Below are 16949 nucleotides of genomic sequence, written 5' to 3'. Positions count from 1 at the left end.
TCTCCGTAGGAGGGATAAGCGAAGCGTCATCTACCGAATCAGCGGCTCTGCTTACGCAGCAGATAAACAAAGTAAGGCGCGCCGATAAAGGTCGCCAGCAGCCCGGCAGGGATTTGATCCGGGAACAGCACCATCCTTCCGCACCAGTCTGCCGCCACCATCAGCATGCCACCAATGAATGCAGCCATCATCAGCTGCGGCATCGCACGCCTGAAGCCCAGCATCCTGGCAATATGCGGTGCCATTAAGCCAACAAAACTTAACGGCCCAACAGTAAGCGTAGCGGCAGCGGTCAGCGTTGCGGCCAGCAGCAGCAGGGCAAAGCGGGACGGGGTCAGCGACATACCCACCGCACGGGCGGTTGCTCCACCCAGCGGCAGAATCATCAGCCAGCGACGGCACAGCGGCGTAAGCGCAAACAGCACTACCATCAGAATCAGCGTTTTGACGGCCTGCTCGCCCGTGACGTTATAGGTCGAACCAGAAATCCAGGTAAGGATCCCCGCCATCCTCGGGTCGCCGCTTGCCATCAGCAGCATCAGCAGCATGGTAAACGCGGTACTGAGCGCCATCCCCGCCAGCAGCATGCGCTGCGGTGAAAAGCCCCCTCTTCCGGCTGCGATCATGATCACCAGCAGTGTGATTGCCGCACCCAGGCTGCCCGCCGGGAACAGCCAGCCGAAAGCATTACCGGGTACGATAAACAGCATCACGACCACGCCAAACGCCGCGCCGGAGCTTATCCCCAGCACTTCGGGGCTGGCCATCGCATTCCCCGTCAGGCGCTGTATCACGCAGCCCGCTACCGCCAGCATCATCCCGGCGGTCAGCGCCGCCAGCATACGCGGCCAGCGCCACGGCAGCAGGTCGTGGAACATTTCGCCGTTCACCCAGTTCCAGCCGTGGGCATCGCGCCCCAGCGTAAGCGCGGTGACGATAACCAGCGCCAGCAGGCCGCCCGCAACCAGAATCCACCAGCCAACATGCTGGCGTTCCGCCGGGACGTTATCCCCCGCATTCAAAGCAGGCGTGCCGACGGTACGCAGGCGCGGCAGCAGCCACAGCAACAGTGGAGCGCCAATCAGAGCGGTAACCGTGCCGGTAGAGATTTCACGCCACGCGCCGGTCAGCCAGATGACAGCCTGATCCGAAAGCCAGAGGATCAGCGCGCCAATCAGCGGGGCCAGGAAAAGCCGGGCCACCAGGCGTCGGGCGCCGAGCATCTTCGCCAGCAAAGGGGCAAACAGGCCGATAAAGCCAATGATGCCTACCGCGTTAACCAGTAAGGCACTCATGGCGATGGCGAGAGTTAACGTCGCAAGGCGGACCAGCGAGAGCGCCAGGCCCAGATTACGGGCAACGCCGTCATCCAGCCCCATCAGCGTAAGCGGACGCAGCAGCAGGAGCGTCAGCAGCATTCCGCCCACCAGGCGCGGCCACAGGCCGTTAACGATGCTCCAGTCCGTCTGGTTCAGCGCCCCGGTGCTCCACAGGAACATATTTTGCAGCTGGTCATGGTGGAAAATTGCCAGCAGCTGGTTCACCGCGCCGCAGTAAAGGCTGACGACCAGCCCCGCCAGGATCAACGTGACCGGTGAGAGGCGCTTGCCCCACGCCACGCCAAAGACCAGCAGGCCGACCACGCCCGCGCCAATCAGCGCAGCAAACTGTTGCGTTTCGAAACCGCCCGGCAAGGCCCAGAGGGTTGCGACGGTAACGCCGAGCTGCGCGCCGCTCGCCACGCCAAGGGTCGTCGGTTCGGCAAGGGGGTTACGTAATACCTGCTGGAACAGCACGCCCACCAGCCCCAGCCCGGCCCCGACCAGCAGCGAAATCGCCAGGCGAGGCAGGGAGCTGTAATGGAACAGCATCTGGCTGATATCGTCGATATTCGGCTGCCACCAGGCTTTTGACCATTGCGCCGAAGGGAGCTGTACGTTCAGGTTATGCAGCGTCAGCCAGAGGGCCGCGATAAACAGCAACGCAAGCAGCACGACCGGAAACAGGACATGATGACGCCTCACGCTTCGCTCCCTACGGCTTTTGCCAGCATCGTTGTGAAGTTCATGGCGGAGAGGGTTGCGCCGTACAGCCACACGGCAGGCACGCGCTGGAAACGCTGCTGACGCACGAACGGCATCGCTTTCCACAGCGGGGTCGCCATGACTTTTTCCATTTCGGCATCGTTGTTGTGATCGAAGCAGATAACGTCCGCATCTTTGATGGCGGCAAGCCGCTCAAGGCCGACCACCGCCGTACCCCAGAAGTTGGTTTCGCCATGCCAGGCATTTTTCACCCCCAGCAGATCCATGACCTCCTGGAACAGGCTGTTTTCGCCGACCACCAGCGCATGGCGGGGGTCGAGCAGCGTCATCAACAGCACCGGCGTATCGCCCCGTGCGGCAAAGCGCGGCTTCATATCGGCAATAAAACGGTCAAACTTCGCCAGATGCTCGGCTGCGGCCTGCGGTCTGCCCAGCGTCACACCGAGCTCAACCAGCGATTTGCGGGCTACGCTCAGGGGCTTGCCCGTTCCATCATTGAAGTTAAACCCCATTCCCGGCGCGATGCGGGCCATTTTATCGGGCGACGGACCGTAGCCTGCGGAATAGATTATCAGCGACGGTTTCAGCTGGGTAAGCAGTTCGAGATTCGGTTCCGTGCGCAGCCCGACGTCAATGACCCTTTCGGGCAGTTTCGGTTCGCCTACCCAGGCGTGATAATTTAGTTTGTCCGCCATCGCCATAGGTGTGACGCCTAACGCAAGCAGGAGCTCAACGGGCAGCCATTCAAGGGCCACAACGCGGCTGACATCAACCGGGGCCGCCTGGGCGAAACCGGCCTTCAGCAGGAGCGGCGACAGCGCCAGCGCAGTCAACAGCTGACGACGGCTCACAGGGGGATTGAGATATTCAGGCATCAGTAAACGAAGCTCACCGGTGCAGCCCCTGCCGGGTGTGGCAGGATGCCCATCGGGATGCCGTAAATATGCTCCAGCGTTTCGCTTTGCATGATCTCAGCCGGATTTCCCTGGGCAATCATTTCCCCACCGCGCAGCGCCACCAGATGATCACAGTAGCGGGCGGCCATATTGATGTCGTGCAGAACGGCGATCACCGTCAGGCCTCGCTGCTGGCTCAGGCGATGAATCAGCGCCAGCACGTCGACCTGATGGGCAATATCAAGTGCGGAGGTGGGTTCATCCAGCAGCAGGCAGCGGCTGTCCTGGGCGACCAGCATGGCAATCCACGCGCGCTGCCGCTCGCCGCCCGAAAGGCTGTCCACCAGACGGTGGGCAAAAGGCTTAAGGCCAACCAGCGAAATCGCCTCTTCAACAAGCTCGCGGTCCGCCGCGCCAAAGCGCCCTAGCGCCCCGTGCCACGGGTAGCGTCCTATCGCCACCAGCTCACGCACCGTCATGCCTTCTGCGGCAGGCAGCTGCTGCGGAAGATAAGCCACCTGGCGGGCGAACGCCTTGCTGTTCCAGTCGTCCAGAGGCCTATCGTTAAGCAGGATCTCCCCGTCCGACTGCTTCTGGTGGCGGCCAAGCATTTTCAGGAGCGTGGACTTACCGGAACCGTTGTGGCCAATCAGGCCCGTGACTTTCCCCATCGGGAAGGTGAACGAGAGGGGATGGAGCAGCGTACGACCCGGCACGCGGAAGGTGACGTCAGAAAGGCTGAATGTGGTATCGGGATGGGGGTGTTTGTCCTGCATGGGAACCCAACTTGTTGATGGATGCGGCGAACCGCCGCATCCTGAGAGCGATTAGAAGCGGAAGGTCGCGGTTGCAACCACCTGACGTTCTGCACCCCAGTAGCAGGCGTAGTCGCGGTAGCAGCTGGAGACATACTCACGATCGAACAGGTTGTTAACGTTCACCCCAACGGACGAGCCAGGCATACCGAAGCGCGCCAGATCGTATTTCACCATCGCATCCGCTACCGTGTAGCTCGCTACGTTGAAGGCTTCGTTAGTCTGCGGGCCAGTAGTATAGAAGCTGGACGTAGAGCCAACATAGCGCGCACCTGCGCCAAAGGTTAATCCGCTGAGCGCCGTTTCGTGGAAGGTGTAGTCAGCCCACAGGGAGGCCATGTTGCGCGGCACTTCCGCAGGACGCTTGCCTTCATACAGCGTGTCGTGGGTGTACTCGGCGTCGGTAAAGCTGTAGGCCGCGGTCACGTTGATGTTCGCGTTAACGGCCGCTTTCGCTTCCAGCTCAAAGCCGCGGGAGCGAATTTCGCCACCCTGCACGCTGAAGGCGTTGTCAGTAGGATCGACAGTCAGGTTGTTGTCTTTCGTCAGCTGGTACACCGCTGCGGTAATCACAACCGGTAGATCTTTCGGTACGTATTTCACACCCGCTTCGTACTGTTTGCCCATCGAAGGATCGAACGGTTTACCCTGTTTGGTCGCACCCGATACCGGCTCGAAAGATTCGCTGTAGCTGATGTACGGCGCGATACCGTTATCGAACACGTAGTTCAGGCCGCCGCGCCAGGTGAACTGCTCGTCGTTGATTTCCGCAGTAGTATTGCTGGAGCGCGTCAGGGTAGACGTTTTCGCAAAGTCGTAACGACCGCCCAGGGTCAGCACAAATTTGTTCCATTCTGCCTGATCCTGTACGTACAGACCGGTCTGCTCCTGACGGTTCAGGACTTCGTACGGGAAGAAAGTCACCACGTTAGCATTACCATACTGCGGGTTATGCATATCGATTGGGCTGGCAGAGCCATAATCCGCATCGATGTCGTTACGCATACGCATGTAATCCACACCGGTTAACAGGGTGTGGTCGACCGCGCCGGTTGCAAATTTAGCCTGCGCCTGGGTATCAACGGTGAAGTTGTTCAGGTCTTCATCGGAACGCACGTAGGCGCGGCTGATTTTGCCCGGGGAGATATAGCCGTTGCCATACACGGAGTCGTACAGCGTATGAACCTGCGTGTAGCGCAGGTTCTGACGCACAGTCCAGGTATCGTTAAATTCGTGTGCGAAGCTGTAGCCCACCATCTGCTGACGGCGCGCCAGCTTGTTGCTGTCTTCACCTTCGTTGAAATCAGTTGGCAGCTTGTGTTCGTTACCGTTCGCGTCTTTATAGGGCACCACAGTGCCTTCACGCGGTAGCCAGCCGTAGTAACCGGCATGCGGGTCGCTCTGGAAGTTGCTCAGGAAGGTGAAGTCGGTTTTGTCATCCGGACGCCAGCTGAAAGAGGGGGCGATAGCGTAGCGGTTAGACTTCACCATTTCCTGCTGCGCGTTTTCACTGCGGGCAAGGCCGGTCAGACGATAGGAGTACACGCCGTCGTCGTCCAGCGCGTCGCTGAAGTCAAAACCAGTCTGCCACAGGTTATCAGTGCCCATTTTGAACTGGATTTCTTTCAGCGGTTCGGTAGTCGGACGCTTGCTGACCATGCTGACAACGCCACCCGGGTTGCTCTTCCCGTAAAGGACGGATACCGGGCCGCGCAGCAGCTCAACGCGCTCCAGGAAGTAAGGGTCCATGGAGGCTTCGGAGTAGTTATCGCCCTGAAGTTTCATGCCGTCCAGATACTGGTTGGTATTGACGGTCGAAGAGGTCGTGAAGCCACGGATAGACACAACGTCATAGGCAGATGAGCTGCCGCGAGTAGAAAATACGCTCGGCGTATAGCTCAGAGCGTCTTTAACGGTCTGCGGCTGTTTGGTTTCCATCTCTTCACGTGTCACAACAGAAATAGACTGCGGCGTCTTTTCAATTGGCGTGTCGGTTTTGGTGGCGGTCACGGTACGTTTTGCCGCAACGGTAGCAGCAGGGCCCAGCGGATCTTCCTGCGCGACAGGTGCCGCAATAACGGTAATGGTGTCTTCTTTCTTGGTTGCGGTATCCGCGGCGAAGCTCGATACGCTGACGCCGCCCAGGGTGGCCGCAACGAACAGTGCAAGTTGACGAACTGAGGTGTTAACTGTAAGTCCCACGAGTGAACGCGCCATTGTATAATCTCTGATGAAGTGAAGAATGATAACCTAAACGATAATTATTATTATGCCGCAGAATAATAGACGAAACGGAAAGCGCATAGCAAGCGGATCACAACCCTGACGGGGCTGAGGGAATAATAATTAACCAGAGGGATTGTGCGGGGATAGAAAAAAGAAAAGCCCCCGTGGGAAACGAGGGCTTTGCGGGCATATCAGGCCTGATTATTTACTGCCAAACATATCCTTGATCCAGCCGGCAACGCCGTCGCTCTCTTCCTGCTTCTGAGGCTGCTGCTGTTGCTGCTGTTGTGGCTGCTGCTGAGGCTGCTCAGAAGACTGGTCGAACGGGTTGTTCGTCTGCTGCTGTTGCAGGCTCTGCTGGCAAAGCGCATCCGGGTTCGTTGTCCAGACAGGCAGGGTACGCGTCTGACCGCCGCTGCACTGGAAGTTACCCGCGTCATCCACACCCATATCCACAATATCTTCCGGCTGCGTTAGCGTCAGCGGGATCGGCGTTTGCGCCGCGAGATAGCGCTGGTAAAGCGCCATCGCACCGCTTGCGCCGTACAGCTTCGTTGGCTGGTTGTTATCGCGCCCCACCCAGGTGATGGTCACTTCTTTGCCATCAATGCCCGCAAACCAGGTATCCACGTTGTTGTTGGTGGTCCCCGTTTTACCGGCCAGGTGAAGCTTCGGATATTTACCGCCCAGCGCACGCCCTGTACCACGGGCCATAACCTGCTGCATGGTATAGAGCGTCATGTAAGCCGCCTGCGGTGGCACCGCCTGCTCTGCTTGCGGGAAGCTCTGATACAGCACCGTGCCGTCTTCGGCGATAACCGAGCGCAGCGCGGAAAGCGTTGCGCGGCTGCCGCCGCTGGCGATGGTCTGAAACGCCTGTGCGACCTGAATTGGCGTCAGGTTCAGCGCACCCAGAATCATGGCCGGTACCGGGTTCAGATGATCTTTCGGCACGCCCAGTTTAGTCCAGGTATCCGTGATGGCCGGCAGGCCAATCGCCATGCCAAGGTTAACCGTTGGCACGTTCATGGAGCGCGCTAACGCATCCACCAGCATAACCTGGCCGCTGAAACGTTTATCGTCGTTCTGCGGGGACCAGACCTGGCCGTTAGGCTGGCGCAGGGAGATTGGCGCATCCGCAATCCAGGTGTTCAGGCGATAGGTATCCGGCTTGCTTAAGGCGGTCAGATAGGTCGCCGGTTTCGCCAGCGAGCCGATTGAACGGCGCGCCTGCATGGCACGGTTAAAGCCTGCAAACTGCGTTTCCGCCCCGCCGACCATCGCGCGCACTTCACCGGTATAGCGATCAACGATAACCATTGCCGCTTCCAGATCCTTCAGCTTACGGGAGGCACGCAATACCGGTACGCCTTCGCTCACTGCTTTTTCCGCCGCATCCTGAGACACCGAATCGAAGGTGGTGAAGATCTTCACGCCGGAGAGATCTTTCACTTTGTCACCCAGCTTCGCCTGCAGTTCGTTACGCACCATTTGCATAAAGGCTGGCTGCGGTGAAATCACCCCACCGCGCGGCTGCACGCCCAGAGGACGCGCGCTCAGCATGTCGTAAAGCTCCTGATCGATAACCTTCTGCTCCTGCAGCAGGCGCAGCACCAGGTTACGACGCTCAAGCGCCAGCTTCGGATTACGCCACGGGTTATAGATCGACGCCCCTTTCACCATGCCCACCAGCAGCGCCTGCTGATCGAGGCTCAGCTCCTCAACCGGGCGGCCGAAGTAGTAGAGGCTCGCGAGCGGGAAACCACGAATTTCGTTGTCGCCGCTCTGGCCGAGGTAGACCTCGTTCAGGTACAGCTCAAGAATACGATCCTTGCCGTAGCGGGCATCCATGATCAGCGCCATGTACGCTTCGTTCGCCTTACGCCAGTACGTTCTTTTGCTGGAGAGGAACAGGTTCTTCACCAGCTGCTGCGTCAGGGTGCTCGCCCCCTGCACCGTACGGCCTGCCGTCAGGTTCGCCAGCATGGCACGGCCAATAGAATAAAGGCTGATGCCGTCGTGCTCGTAGAAGTGGCGGTCTTCGGTGGCAATCAGCGTATCCACCAGCAGATCCGGGAAGCCCGTACGCGGCACGAACAGACGCTGTTCGCCGTTTGGCGAAGAGAGCATGGTGATCAGGCGCGGATCCAGACGGAAGAAACCGAAGCTGCGGTTGTTATCCATGTTCTGGATCGACTCGAGGCGGTCGCCGTCAAAGACAAGGCGCGCGCGGATCTGTCCTTCTTTGCTGTCCGGGAAATCAAACGGCCGACGGATCATCTCGATGCTGTTGGCCTGCACGGTAAACTCACCCGGCCGCGTCATGCGCGTGACCTGGCGGTACTGCGTGGCTTCCAGCAGGTTCACCATCTCTTTTTTGCTGTACGGCATGTCCGGCTCAAGGTTCACCATGCGGCCATAGACTGCCGCTGGGAGCTGCCAGACTTTACCGTCGATGCGGCTGCGGATCTGCTGGTCCAGATAGACCCCGTAGATCACAAACAGCACCACAAAGACGACGAACAGCTTCAGCAGGAACCATAGCCAGCGGTGTTTCTTCCGTGGCGGACGGCCTTTACCGCCCCCCTTCCCTTTACGTGGTGGCATCGGTTCCTCGTCTTCATAATCATCTTCGTAATCATCGTCATACTCTTCTTCCCTGACCCGACGACGGCTTACTTTTTCTTTCGCGGGACGAGAGGGTTTCCCCTTGCGTCCAATAGGTTCGCGGTCATTCCCCGCCATTGCTTTCTCCACCAAATATAAGGCGCACGGCCTGATTCTCCTTTCTTCCACGGCTTGCGGAAGAAGAAATCTCTCAAAGTCACTGGTACTTTTTGGTACGCCTTGTCGGCAGCGCATCGGCCGGAGAGTCCGGCCATACATGCTTCGGATAGCGCCCTTTCATCTCTTTTTGCACCTCCCTGTATGCCCCGTTCCAGAACGCGGTCAAGTCACGCGTGACCTGTAGCGGGCGCTGCGCGGGAGAGAGCAGCTCAAGCACCAGCGGTACGCGCCCCTCGGCAATCACCGGGGTTTGCGCTTCGCCAAACATTTCCTGCATTCGTACCGCCAGCGCGGGAGGATTGTCCTCATCGTAACGAATGGTAATCTGGCTACCGGTCGGCACAGTGTAATGAGTTGGCAGCACAGTATCCAGACGTTGACGCTGTGACCAGCCGAGCCAGTTTTGTATCGCCCTGGTAAGATCGATATTTTTCAGGGCGCGCAGGGAATGGACGCCGTTCATTTCCGGCAGCAGCCAGTCCTCTAAATCACGCAGCAGCGCCTCGTCGCTCATTTCAGACCATTCTTGCTCAGGCAGCCATTTTGCCGCGCAGGCCAGCCGAATACGCAGCTGCTGCGCCTGCGGCGTCCAGTTCAGCACGCTCAGCCCCCGCTCGCGAATACCGTTGAGCATCGCCCGATGCAGCTCCTCTTCAGACGGTTTCGCCAGCGGCTGCACTTTTACCACCAGCTGGCCAATCTGCTGGCGGCGAAACGCCTTCAGCGTGCCCTGCGTTTCGTCCCACTCCACGGAGTCGCTTTGCCCGAGCAGCGCAGGCACGCTGGCAATGAGCTCGTCGATGTCCAGCGGCAAAGCCTGAAGCATTCGCGCATCCGGCGTCTGGCTGCCCTGTAAAAGCAGCGGCGCTAACAGCCATTCATAGCGGGTGAGCGCATCATCCTGATTTAACATTGCGCCCATGCCGTTCGCCAGCTGGTAGCGACCTTCCTGCCCACGTCTGCGGGCAATGCGGTCGGCAAAGGCGCAGGCGAGCAGCGGCCCTGCCAGCGAGATATCCGCCTGACCGCCACGACTGTTCAGACGCTTCAGAAGCCTGGCGCTGCGCTGCTGCCAGTTATCCTGACGGCGGCTGAAGGCGTTGCGTAAATCGCTGTCCTGACCGCGCGGCGGCTCTTCCAGAATTGCCGCCAGCCTGGCCGCGGTGGCCTGTTCATCGGGTGTTCTGGCGGCAATCAACATTGCCGCTAAACGGGGATCGTTGCCAAGCTGCGCCATTTTCTGGCCCGCCGGGGTCAGGCGATCCTGCTCATCCAGCGCGTTCAGCTGACGTAAAAGCTTCCGTGCCGCATGCAGATTAGCCGCAGGCGGCAGATCCAGCCAGGTAAGCTGCTCCGGCTGCTGACAGCCCCACTGTAAAAGCTCAAGCAGCAGGCCGGAAAGATCGCTTTGCAGGATTTCCGGCTCGCTTTGCGCGGCGGCGCGTTCGGCCTGTTCCGCGCTGGTGAGATGCAGGCAAATACCCGGTTCGAGACGCCCGGCGCGGCCCGCGCGCTGGGTCATGGAGGCCTGGCTGATGCGCTGGGTTACCAGGCGGGTCAGCCCGGTTCGCACGTCAAAACGGGCGACACGCTCCTGCCCGCTGTCCACCACCAGGCGGATACCTTCAATCGTCAGGCTCGTCTCGGCAATGTTGGTTGCCAGCACGACCTTGCGCGTGCCCGACACGGCTGGAAGTATAGCTTTACGCTGTTCGCTTAGCGGCAGCGCACCGTACAGGGGGCAAAGCTGAACGTCGCTGGCTACGCGCTCCCGCAATTGCTCCTGCACGCGCTGGATTTCCCCGACGCCCGGCAAAAACAGAAGCAGCGAACCCGGCTCTTCACGCAGCAGGTTTGCCACCGCGACCGCGACGGCTTCGTCAAAACGTTGATGGGTCGCCAGCGGACTGTAGCGCCGCTCGACAGGATGCGCGCGGCCTTCGGAGCTGATGACGGGCGCGTCCGGCAGGCATTTTTGCAGGCGCTGGTTATCCAGCGTGGCCGACATAATCAGCAGCTTCAAATCTTCACGCAGCCCCTGCTGCACGTCCAGCAGAAGCGCGAGCGCCAGATCGGCCTGCAGGCTGCGCTCGTGGAATTCATCGAGAATAACCAGCGCGATGCCGGTGAGTTCAGGATCGCGCTGGATCAGGCGGGTCAAAATCCCTTCGGTCACCACTTCGAGCTTTGTATCAGGTCCGATACAGGTTTCCGCCCGCATCCGATAGCCGACCGTTTCGCCGGGCTTTTCGCCAAGAAGCTCCGCCAGGCGCTGGGCAACGTTGCGGGCAGCGAGGCGGCGCGGTTCAAGCAGCAGAATTTTTCCGCTCAGCCGGCCCTCTTTGAGGATTTGCAGCGGGAGCCAGGTGGATTTCCCTGCCCCGGTAGGCGCGTTGAGCAGCACCTGCGGCGCGACTTGCAGCGCGCTGAGAACATCGGGTAAGACCGCGGCGACAGGTAATGACGACACAAACAGCTCCAAAGGGTTAACATACGTAATCGCGCATTGTAGCATTCCGTACACACATAACCGAGAGACCCCCATGGCCGACACTCGCCGTCTGTTCTTCGCCCTCGCCATGCCCGCCGGGGTGCAACAGCAGATCGTCAGCTGGCGCGCTGAGAACTTTCCTGGCGATGCGGGCCGCCCCGTTGCGGCAGCGAATCTGCACCTGACGCTCGCCTTTTTGGGTGACGTCAGCGCCGAAAAACAGCGTGCGCTAAGCCGGCTGGCGGGACGTATCCAGCAGTCTGGCTTTACGCTAACGCTCGACGATGCCGGGCTGTGGGCTCGCTCAAAAGTCGTCTGGCTCGGCCCACGCCATGCGTCGCTGGGGCTTATCCAGTTAGCCAATATGCTGCGCGCCCAGGCCGCGCGTAACGGTTGCTACCAAAGCCCGCAGCCTTACCATCCTCACGTTACGCTCTATCGCAACGTGACCCAGGCCGTCGCCATTCCGCAGCCCAACTTCCGCTGGCAGTTTAAAGTTGAGGAGTTTGCGCTTTACGAGTCAATTTTCAGCCAGGGCCGCACCCGTTACCAGCCGCTGGAGCGTTGGCCCTTACATAATAAGGAAGAGTAAATGGAGTTTTCCCCGGCGCTGCAGTCAGCCACTTTAATTCAACGCTATAAGCGCTTTCTGGCGGATGTGGTCACGCCACAGGGCGAATTACTGACCTTACACTGTCCCAATACCGGCGCTATGACCGGCTGCGCCACGCCTGGTGATACCGTCTGGTATTCCACCTCGGCCAATCCGAAGCGTAAATATGCCCATACCTGGGAGATTACCGAAACGCAAAACGGCGATTTTATCTGCGTGAATACGCTGCAGGCCAATAACGTGGTGAAGGAAGCGCTGGTCGGAAATCATTTTTCAGAATTAAGCGGTTACACAAAAATCTACAGCGAAGTGAAGTACGGCGCAGAGCGCAGCCGGATCGATTTTATGTTACAGGCGGATAACAAAGTTAACTGCTATATTGAAGTGAAATCGGTCACGTTATCCGAACAGGGAAGTGGCTTTTTCCCTGATGCTGTGAGCCTTCGCGGGCAGAAACATCTCCGGGAATTGATGAGCGTGGTCAGGCATGGAGAGCGCGCAGTGCTGCTGTTTGCAGTGTTACACTCCGCCATCACTCGTGTCTCTCCGGCACGCCACATCGACGCAAAATATGCGCAATTATTGTGCGAGGCGCAGGAATGCGGGGTAGAAATATTGGCCTTTCGGGCAGAACTTTCTGCCAGAGGGCTGACGCTAACCTCGCCGTTACCTGTCTGTTTATAACATCTCACTTACAAAGAACGGTTAACGCTTTTTGTATGTTTTGTGTTCTGGTCGCTCGCGTAAATACGCTTTTCCTCACAGGGTTGTCAATAGCGAAATTTATATAATTGCCATCCTGAAAAGCATCTGCTATTTATAGCGACCTGATTTTCCCCCAACAGGGGACCGATAGTGCGTGTTAAGGAGAAGCAACATGCAAGAAGGGCAAAAGCGTAAAACATCGTCCCTGAGTATCCTCGCCATCGCTGGGGTGGAACCTTACCAGGAGAAAGCGGGCGAAGAATACATGAACGAAGCCCAGCTGTCGCACTTCAGGCGTATTCTTGAAGCCTGGCGTAACCAACTTATGGACGAAGTTGATCGCACCGTCACGCACATGCAGGATGAAGCTGCTAACTTCCCGGACCCGGTCGACCGTGCCGCCCAGGAAGAGGAGTTCAGCCTGGAGCTGCGCAACCGCGATCGCGAACGTAAGCTGATCAAGAAGATCGAGAAGACGCTCAAGAAAGTAGAAGACGAAGATTTCGGCTACTGCGAATCCTGCGGCGTTGAGATTGGTATTCGTCGTCTTGAAGCGCGTCCGACAGCTGATTTGTGTATCGACTGCAAAACTTTGGCAGAAATTCGCGAAAAACAGATGGCTGGCTAACAGCACGCGATTTCACCACTTTCAAAGGCGGGAGTTTCTCCCGCCTTACTTATTTGTAGACTCATGACAGCTCCCCATTACATCGGGCGATTCGCCCCCTCACCCTCCGGTGAACTTCATTTCGGCTCGCTGATTGCCGCCCTGGGTAGCTATCTGCAGGCCCGGGCTAACCACGGCCGGTGGCTGGTGCGCATCGAAGATATCGATCCGCCCAGAGAAGTGCCGGGGGCTGCCGATACGATTCTGCGCCAGCTTGAACATTATGGTTTGCTGTGGGATGGCGACGTTGTCTGGCAGTCCCGGCGCCATGAGGCCTATCGCGAAGCGCTGGCCTGGCTACGCGACCAGCATCTCAGCTATTTCTGCACCTGTTCCCGCAGCCGTATTCAGCAAATTGGCGGCTTTTACGACGGCCATTGCCGGACGCTCAATCACGGTCCGGAAAACGCAGCCGTGCGCCTGGTGCAACAGCATCCGGTATTAAGTTTTGAAGATAAACTACGCGGCACGCTGCTGGCGGACGAACAGCTTGCGCGGGAAGACTTTATCATTCACCGCCGCGACGGCCTGTTTGCCTATAATCTGGCCGTAGTGGTGGACGATAACTTTCAGGGCGTAACGGAGATTGTACGCGGCGCGGATTTGATCGAGCCCACCGTACGCCAGATTTCGCTGTACCAGCAGTTTGGCTGGCGGGTGCCGCAGTACGTGCATCTGCCGCTGGCAGTCAACGAGCAGGGCAATAAGTTATCCAAGCAAAACCACGCTCCGGCGCTGCCGCAGGGCGACCCACGCCCTGTACTTATCAATGCCTTAGCATTCTTAAATCAGCCGCTTATCCCCCGCTGGCAGGATCTGTCGCTGGACAGCCTGTTAAGCGAAGCGGTAAAAAATTGGGCGCCGGGTGACATTCCACTTAAAGCTGCCGTGAATACGTCATTCTCAAATGCGCCGCACTGAGCTATGATTAGCCGCTGTTTTTTTTGTCCCTAATGATTGACACTGCCGAGGTGGACCATTTTTACCCGAGTCGCTAATTTTTGCCGCAAGGTGCTTAACCGCGATGATGTCGTGGCTGAGGAGAACGAAGATCTCCCGCAAATCACGGTCATTCCGCGTGACCAGCATGCTATCTCCCGCAAAGATATCAGTGAAAACGCCCTGAAGGTGCTCTACCGTTTGAATAAAGCGGGCTACGAGGCATACCTTGTTGGCGGCGGCGTGCGTGACCTCCTGCTGGGCAAAAAACCGAAAGATTTCGACGTCACCACCAGCGCCACGCCGGACCAGGTCCGTAAACTGTTCCGTAACTGCCGTCTGGTTGGCCGCCGCTTCCGCCTGGCTCACGTCATGTTCGGGCCGGAAATCATTGAGGTCGCCACCTTCCGCGGCCATCACGAAGAGCAAAAATCCGATCGCCAGACCTCACAAACCGGTCAGAACGGCATGCTGCTGCGCGATAACATCTTCGGCTCTATAGAAGAAGATGCCCAGCGCCGCGACTTCACCATCAACAGCCTTTATTACAGCGTGGCGGATTTTGCAATCCGTGATTACGTCGGCGGTCTGCGTGACTTGCGTAACGGCGTGATTCGCCTGATTGGCGACCCGGAAACGCGCTACCGTGAAGATCCGGTACGTATGCTTCGCGCCGTGCGCTTTGCCGCCAAGCTGAACATGACCATCAGCCCTGAAACCGGTGAACCTATTCCGCGCCTGGCAACGTTGATTAACGACGTTCCTCCTGCCCGCCTGTTTGAAGAGTCTCTCAAATTGCTGCAGGCAGGCCACGGCTATCCGACCTACGAACTGCTGCGTGAATACCAGCTGTTCCAGCCGCTGTTCCCGAGCATCACCCGCTGCTTTACCGAGCAGGGCGACAGCCCGATGGAGCTGATGATTGCCCAAGTGCTGAAGAATACCGACAACCGTATCCAGAACGATATGCGCGTGAATCCGGCGTTCCTCTTCTCCGCCATGTTCTGGTATCCGCAGCTGGAGATGGCCCAGAAGCTCACCCAGGAAAGCGGCCTTGCCTATATGGACGCCTTCGCCCTGGCAATGAACGAAGTGCTGGATGAAGCCTGCCGTGCGCTGGCGATTCCAAAACGTATTACTACCCTGGTGCGCGATATCTGGACGCTTCAGCTGCGCCTCTCCCGCCGCCAGGGCAAGCGCGCCTGGAAATTAATGGAGCATCCAAAATTCCGGGCCGCCTACGATCTGCTGGCCCTGCGCGCCGAAGTGGAAAATAATCAGGAACTGCTGCGTCTGACCAAATGGTGGGGCGAGTTCCAGGTTGCCGCGCCGCCGCTGCAGAAAGGCATGCTCGACGATCTGGGTGACGAACCGGCAGCACGCCGTCGCCACCGCCGTCCTCGTAAACGAGCGCCACGCAGTGGTGGTACCGCGTGACCCTGGCGTTTATCGCCCTCGGCAGCAACCAGGCGTCGCCGCTTGAGCAGGTCGCTCAGGCACTTGACGCCATTGCAACCATTCCGCACAGCCGGGTGGTTGCCACTTCCTCTTATTATCGTACCCCGCCGCTCGGCCCGCAGGATCAGCCCGATTACCTGAACGCCGCAGTGGCGCTGGAAACTGATCTTTCAGCCGAAGCACTGCTTGATCATACCCAGCGCATCGAGCTGGAGCAGGGGCGCGTTCGCAAAGCTGAACGCTGGGGCCCGCGAACGTTAGACCTGGATCTCATGCTGTTCGGCGCAGAAACGATCGCCACTCCGCGCCTGACCGTCCCCCACTACGATATGAAAAACCGCGCCTTTATGCTGGTTCCCCTGCTGGAAATCGCCCCTGACTGCGCTTTCCCGAACGGCGAAAGAGCCGCAGACGTGCTGGCCACGCTGTCCCGCGCAGGCATTTCATACTGGTAACGCCCAATTTTTTGATAAAGTAGCAATCGATTCCCCCTTCCTTATCCAGGGACCGCCATGAAACCAATCACGATGTCTCAGCTGCGCCAGTGGAAACTGGCCCAGCGTAAATTCGCCACCATCACCGCCTATGACTTCAGCTTCGCCAAACTGTTTGCCGAAGAGGGCATCGGCGTGATGCTGGTTGGCGATTCATTAGGGATGACCGTTCAGGGGCACGACTCCACGCTGCCGGTAACCGTAGAAGATATTGCCTACCACACGCGCGCAGTGCGTCGCGGTGCACCGCACTGCCTGCTGCTGGCCGACCTGCCCTTCATGGCTTATGCCACGCCGGAACAGGCTTTTACCCACTCCGCAGAAGTGATGCGTGCTGGGGCGAACATGGTAAAAATCGAAGGCGGAAAATGGCTGGTTGAAACCGTTAAAATGCTTACCGAGCGTGCCGTGCCGGTTTGTGGTCACCTGGGGCTGACGCCGCAGTCGGTGAATATTTTCGGCGGCTATAAGGTTCAGGGACGCGATGAGCAGGCAGCTCAGACTCTGTTTGACGATGCCGTCGCCCTCGAGGCCGCTGGCGCACAGCTGCTGGTACTGGAATGCGTCCCGGTGGCGCTGGCAAAACGCATCACCGAAGCGCTGACTATTCCGGTCATTGGCATCGGCGCGGGCAACGTCACGGACGGGCAGATTCTGGTGATGCACGACGCGTTCGGTATTACCGGCGGCCATATTCCGAAATTTGCTAAAAACTTCCTGACCGAAGCGGGTGACATGCGCGCCGCCGTGCGCCAGTACGCCGCTGAAGTTGAGTCCGGCAGCTATCCGGGCGAAGAACACAGTTTCCACTGA

General features: G+C 58.7%; 13 protein-coding genes. 7 read left to right on the top strand and 6 right to left on the bottom strand.

Annotated features, from left to right (window positions below):
- Nucleotides 1–38: 38 nt before the first annotated feature.
- From fhuB to hrpB, 6 genes are all read right to left on the bottom strand, one after another.
- Entirely contained in the window at nucleotides 39–2024 is a 1986-nt protein-coding gene (gene fhuB, locus ACA108_03860) for a Fe(3+)-hydroxamate ABC transporter permease FhuB (protein XEX96692.1), read from the bottom strand.
- Nucleotides 2021–2920: a Fe(3+)-hydroxamate ABC transporter substrate-binding protein FhuD gene (gene fhuD, locus ACA108_03855; GenBank protein XEX96691.1), complete on the bottom strand. Its 900-nt coding sequence runs from the start codon at nucleotides 2918–2920 to the stop codon at nucleotides 2021–2023. Before fhuD ends, fhuB begins: the two co-directional genes overlap by 4 nt.
- The gene (fhuC, locus tag ACA108_03850; GenBank protein ID XEX96690.1) at nucleotides 2920–3717 is read right to left on the bottom strand and encodes a Fe3+-hydroxamate ABC transporter ATP-binding protein FhuC; all 798 of its coding nucleotides are present in this window, start codon (nucleotides 3715–3717) and stop codon (nucleotides 2920–2922) included. Before fhuC ends, fhuD begins: the two co-directional genes overlap by 1 nt.
- Nucleotides 3718–3768: 51 nt before the next feature.
- Nucleotides 3769–5973 carry a ferrichrome porin FhuA gene (fhuA, locus tag ACA108_03845; GenBank protein ID XEX96689.1) on the bottom strand — a complete coding sequence of 735 codons (2205 nt, stop codon included), beginning with the start codon at nucleotides 5971–5973 and terminating at the stop codon, nucleotides 3769–3771.
- A 210-nt stretch (nucleotides 5974–6183) separates the two neighbouring features.
- Nucleotides 6184–8727: a bifunctional glycosyl transferase/transpeptidase gene (gene mrcB, locus ACA108_03840; protein XEX96688.1), complete on the bottom strand. Its 2544-nt coding sequence runs from the start codon at nucleotides 8725–8727 to the stop codon at nucleotides 6184–6186.
- 79 nt (nucleotides 8728–8806) lie between these two features.
- Complete coding sequence (hrpB, locus tag ACA108_03835) at nucleotides 8807–11239, bottom strand: ATP-dependent helicase HrpB (GenBank protein XEX96687.1); 2433 nt, start codon at nucleotides 11237–11239, stop codon at nucleotides 8807–8809.
- A gap of 73 nt (nucleotides 11240–11312) precedes the next feature.
- On the opposite strand from hrpB, the gene thpR reads away from it, so the two are divergent.
- The 7 genes from thpR to panB all read left to right on the top strand — a co-directional run bounded on the left by thpR (nucleotide 11313) and on the right by panB (nucleotide 16949).
- Nucleotides 11313–11852: an RNA 2',3'-cyclic phosphodiesterase gene (gene thpR / locus ACA108_03830; GenBank protein XEX96686.1), complete on the top strand. Its 540-nt coding sequence runs from the start codon at nucleotides 11313–11315 to the stop codon at nucleotides 11850–11852.
- On the top strand, nucleotides 11853–12557 hold the full coding sequence (gene sfsA / locus ACA108_03825; GenBank protein ID XEX96685.1) for a DNA/RNA nuclease SfsA: 705 nt from the start codon (nucleotides 11853–11855) through the stop codon (nucleotides 12555–12557).
- Nucleotides 12558–12750: 193 nt separating this feature from the next.
- Nucleotides 12751–13206: an RNA polymerase-binding protein DksA gene (gene dksA, locus ACA108_03820; protein ID XEX96684.1), complete on the top strand. Its 456-nt coding sequence runs from the start codon at nucleotides 12751–12753 to the stop codon at nucleotides 13204–13206.
- 63 nt (nucleotides 13207–13269) lie between these two features.
- Complete coding sequence (gene gluQRS, locus ACA108_03815) at nucleotides 13270–14166, top strand: tRNA glutamyl-Q(34) synthetase GluQRS (GenBank protein XEX96683.1); 897 nt, start codon at nucleotides 13270–13272, stop codon at nucleotides 14164–14166.
- A 57-nt stretch (nucleotides 14167–14223) separates the two neighbouring features.
- Nucleotides 14224–15621, top strand: a complete 1398-nt coding sequence (gene pcnB / locus ACA108_03810) for a polynucleotide adenylyltransferase PcnB (protein ID XEX98011.1) — start codon at nucleotides 14224–14226, stop codon at nucleotides 15619–15621.
- Complete coding sequence (gene folK / locus ACA108_03805; GenBank protein XEX96682.1) at nucleotides 15618–16097, top strand: 2-amino-4-hydroxy-6-hydroxymethyldihydropteridine diphosphokinase; 480 nt, start codon at nucleotides 15618–15620, stop codon at nucleotides 16095–16097. The genes pcnB and folK overlap by 4 nt, the downstream gene beginning before the upstream one ends.
- Nucleotides 16098–16154: 57 nt before the next feature.
- The gene (gene panB, locus ACA108_03800) at nucleotides 16155–16949 is read left to right on the top strand and encodes a 3-methyl-2-oxobutanoate hydroxymethyltransferase (GenBank protein XEX96681.1); all 795 of its coding nucleotides are present in this window, start codon (nucleotides 16155–16157) and stop codon (nucleotides 16947–16949) included.

Source organism: Dryocola sp. LX212 (assembly GCA_041504365.1).
GTDB lineage: Bacteria > Pseudomonadota > Gammaproteobacteria > Enterobacterales > Enterobacteriaceae > Dryocola.
Note: the sequence above shows the minus strand (reverse complement) of the source record. Positions and strands in the feature narration are given on the sequence as shown.

What these genes read in the sequence shown, in the direction of transcription:
- fhuD (XEX96691.1), bottom strand. Translation starts at nt 2,920, where the DNA reads ATGCCTGAATATCTCAATCCCCCTGTGAGCCGTCGTCAGCTGTTGACT.
- fhuC (XEX96690.1), bottom strand. Translation starts at nt 3,717, where the DNA reads ATGCAGGACAAACACCCCCATCCCGATACCACATTCAGCCTTTCTGAC.
- fhuA (XEX96689.1), bottom strand. Translation starts at nt 5,973, where the DNA reads ATGGCGCGTTCACTCGTGGGACTTACAGTTAACACCTCAGTTCGTCAA.
- mrcB (XEX96688.1), bottom strand. Translation starts at nt 8,727, where the DNA reads ATGGCGGGGAATGACCGCGAACCTATTGGACGCAAGGGGAAACCCTCT.
- thpR (XEX96686.1), top strand. Translation starts at nt 11,313, where the DNA reads ATGGCCGACACTCGCCGTCTGTTCTTCGCCCTCGCCATGCCCGCCGGG.
- sfsA (XEX96685.1), top strand. Translation starts at nt 11,853, where the DNA reads ATGGAGTTTTCCCCGGCGCTGCAGTCAGCCACTTTAATTCAACGCTAT.
- dksA (XEX96684.1), top strand. Translation starts at nt 12,751, where the DNA reads ATGCAAGAAGGGCAAAAGCGTAAAACATCGTCCCTGAGTATCCTCGCC.
- gluQRS (XEX96683.1), top strand. Translation starts at nt 13,270, where the DNA reads ATGACAGCTCCCCATTACATCGGGCGATTCGCCCCCTCACCCTCCGGT.
- panB (XEX96681.1), top strand. Translation starts at nt 16,155, where the DNA reads ATGAAACCAATCACGATGTCTCAGCTGCGCCAGTGGAAACTGGCCCAG.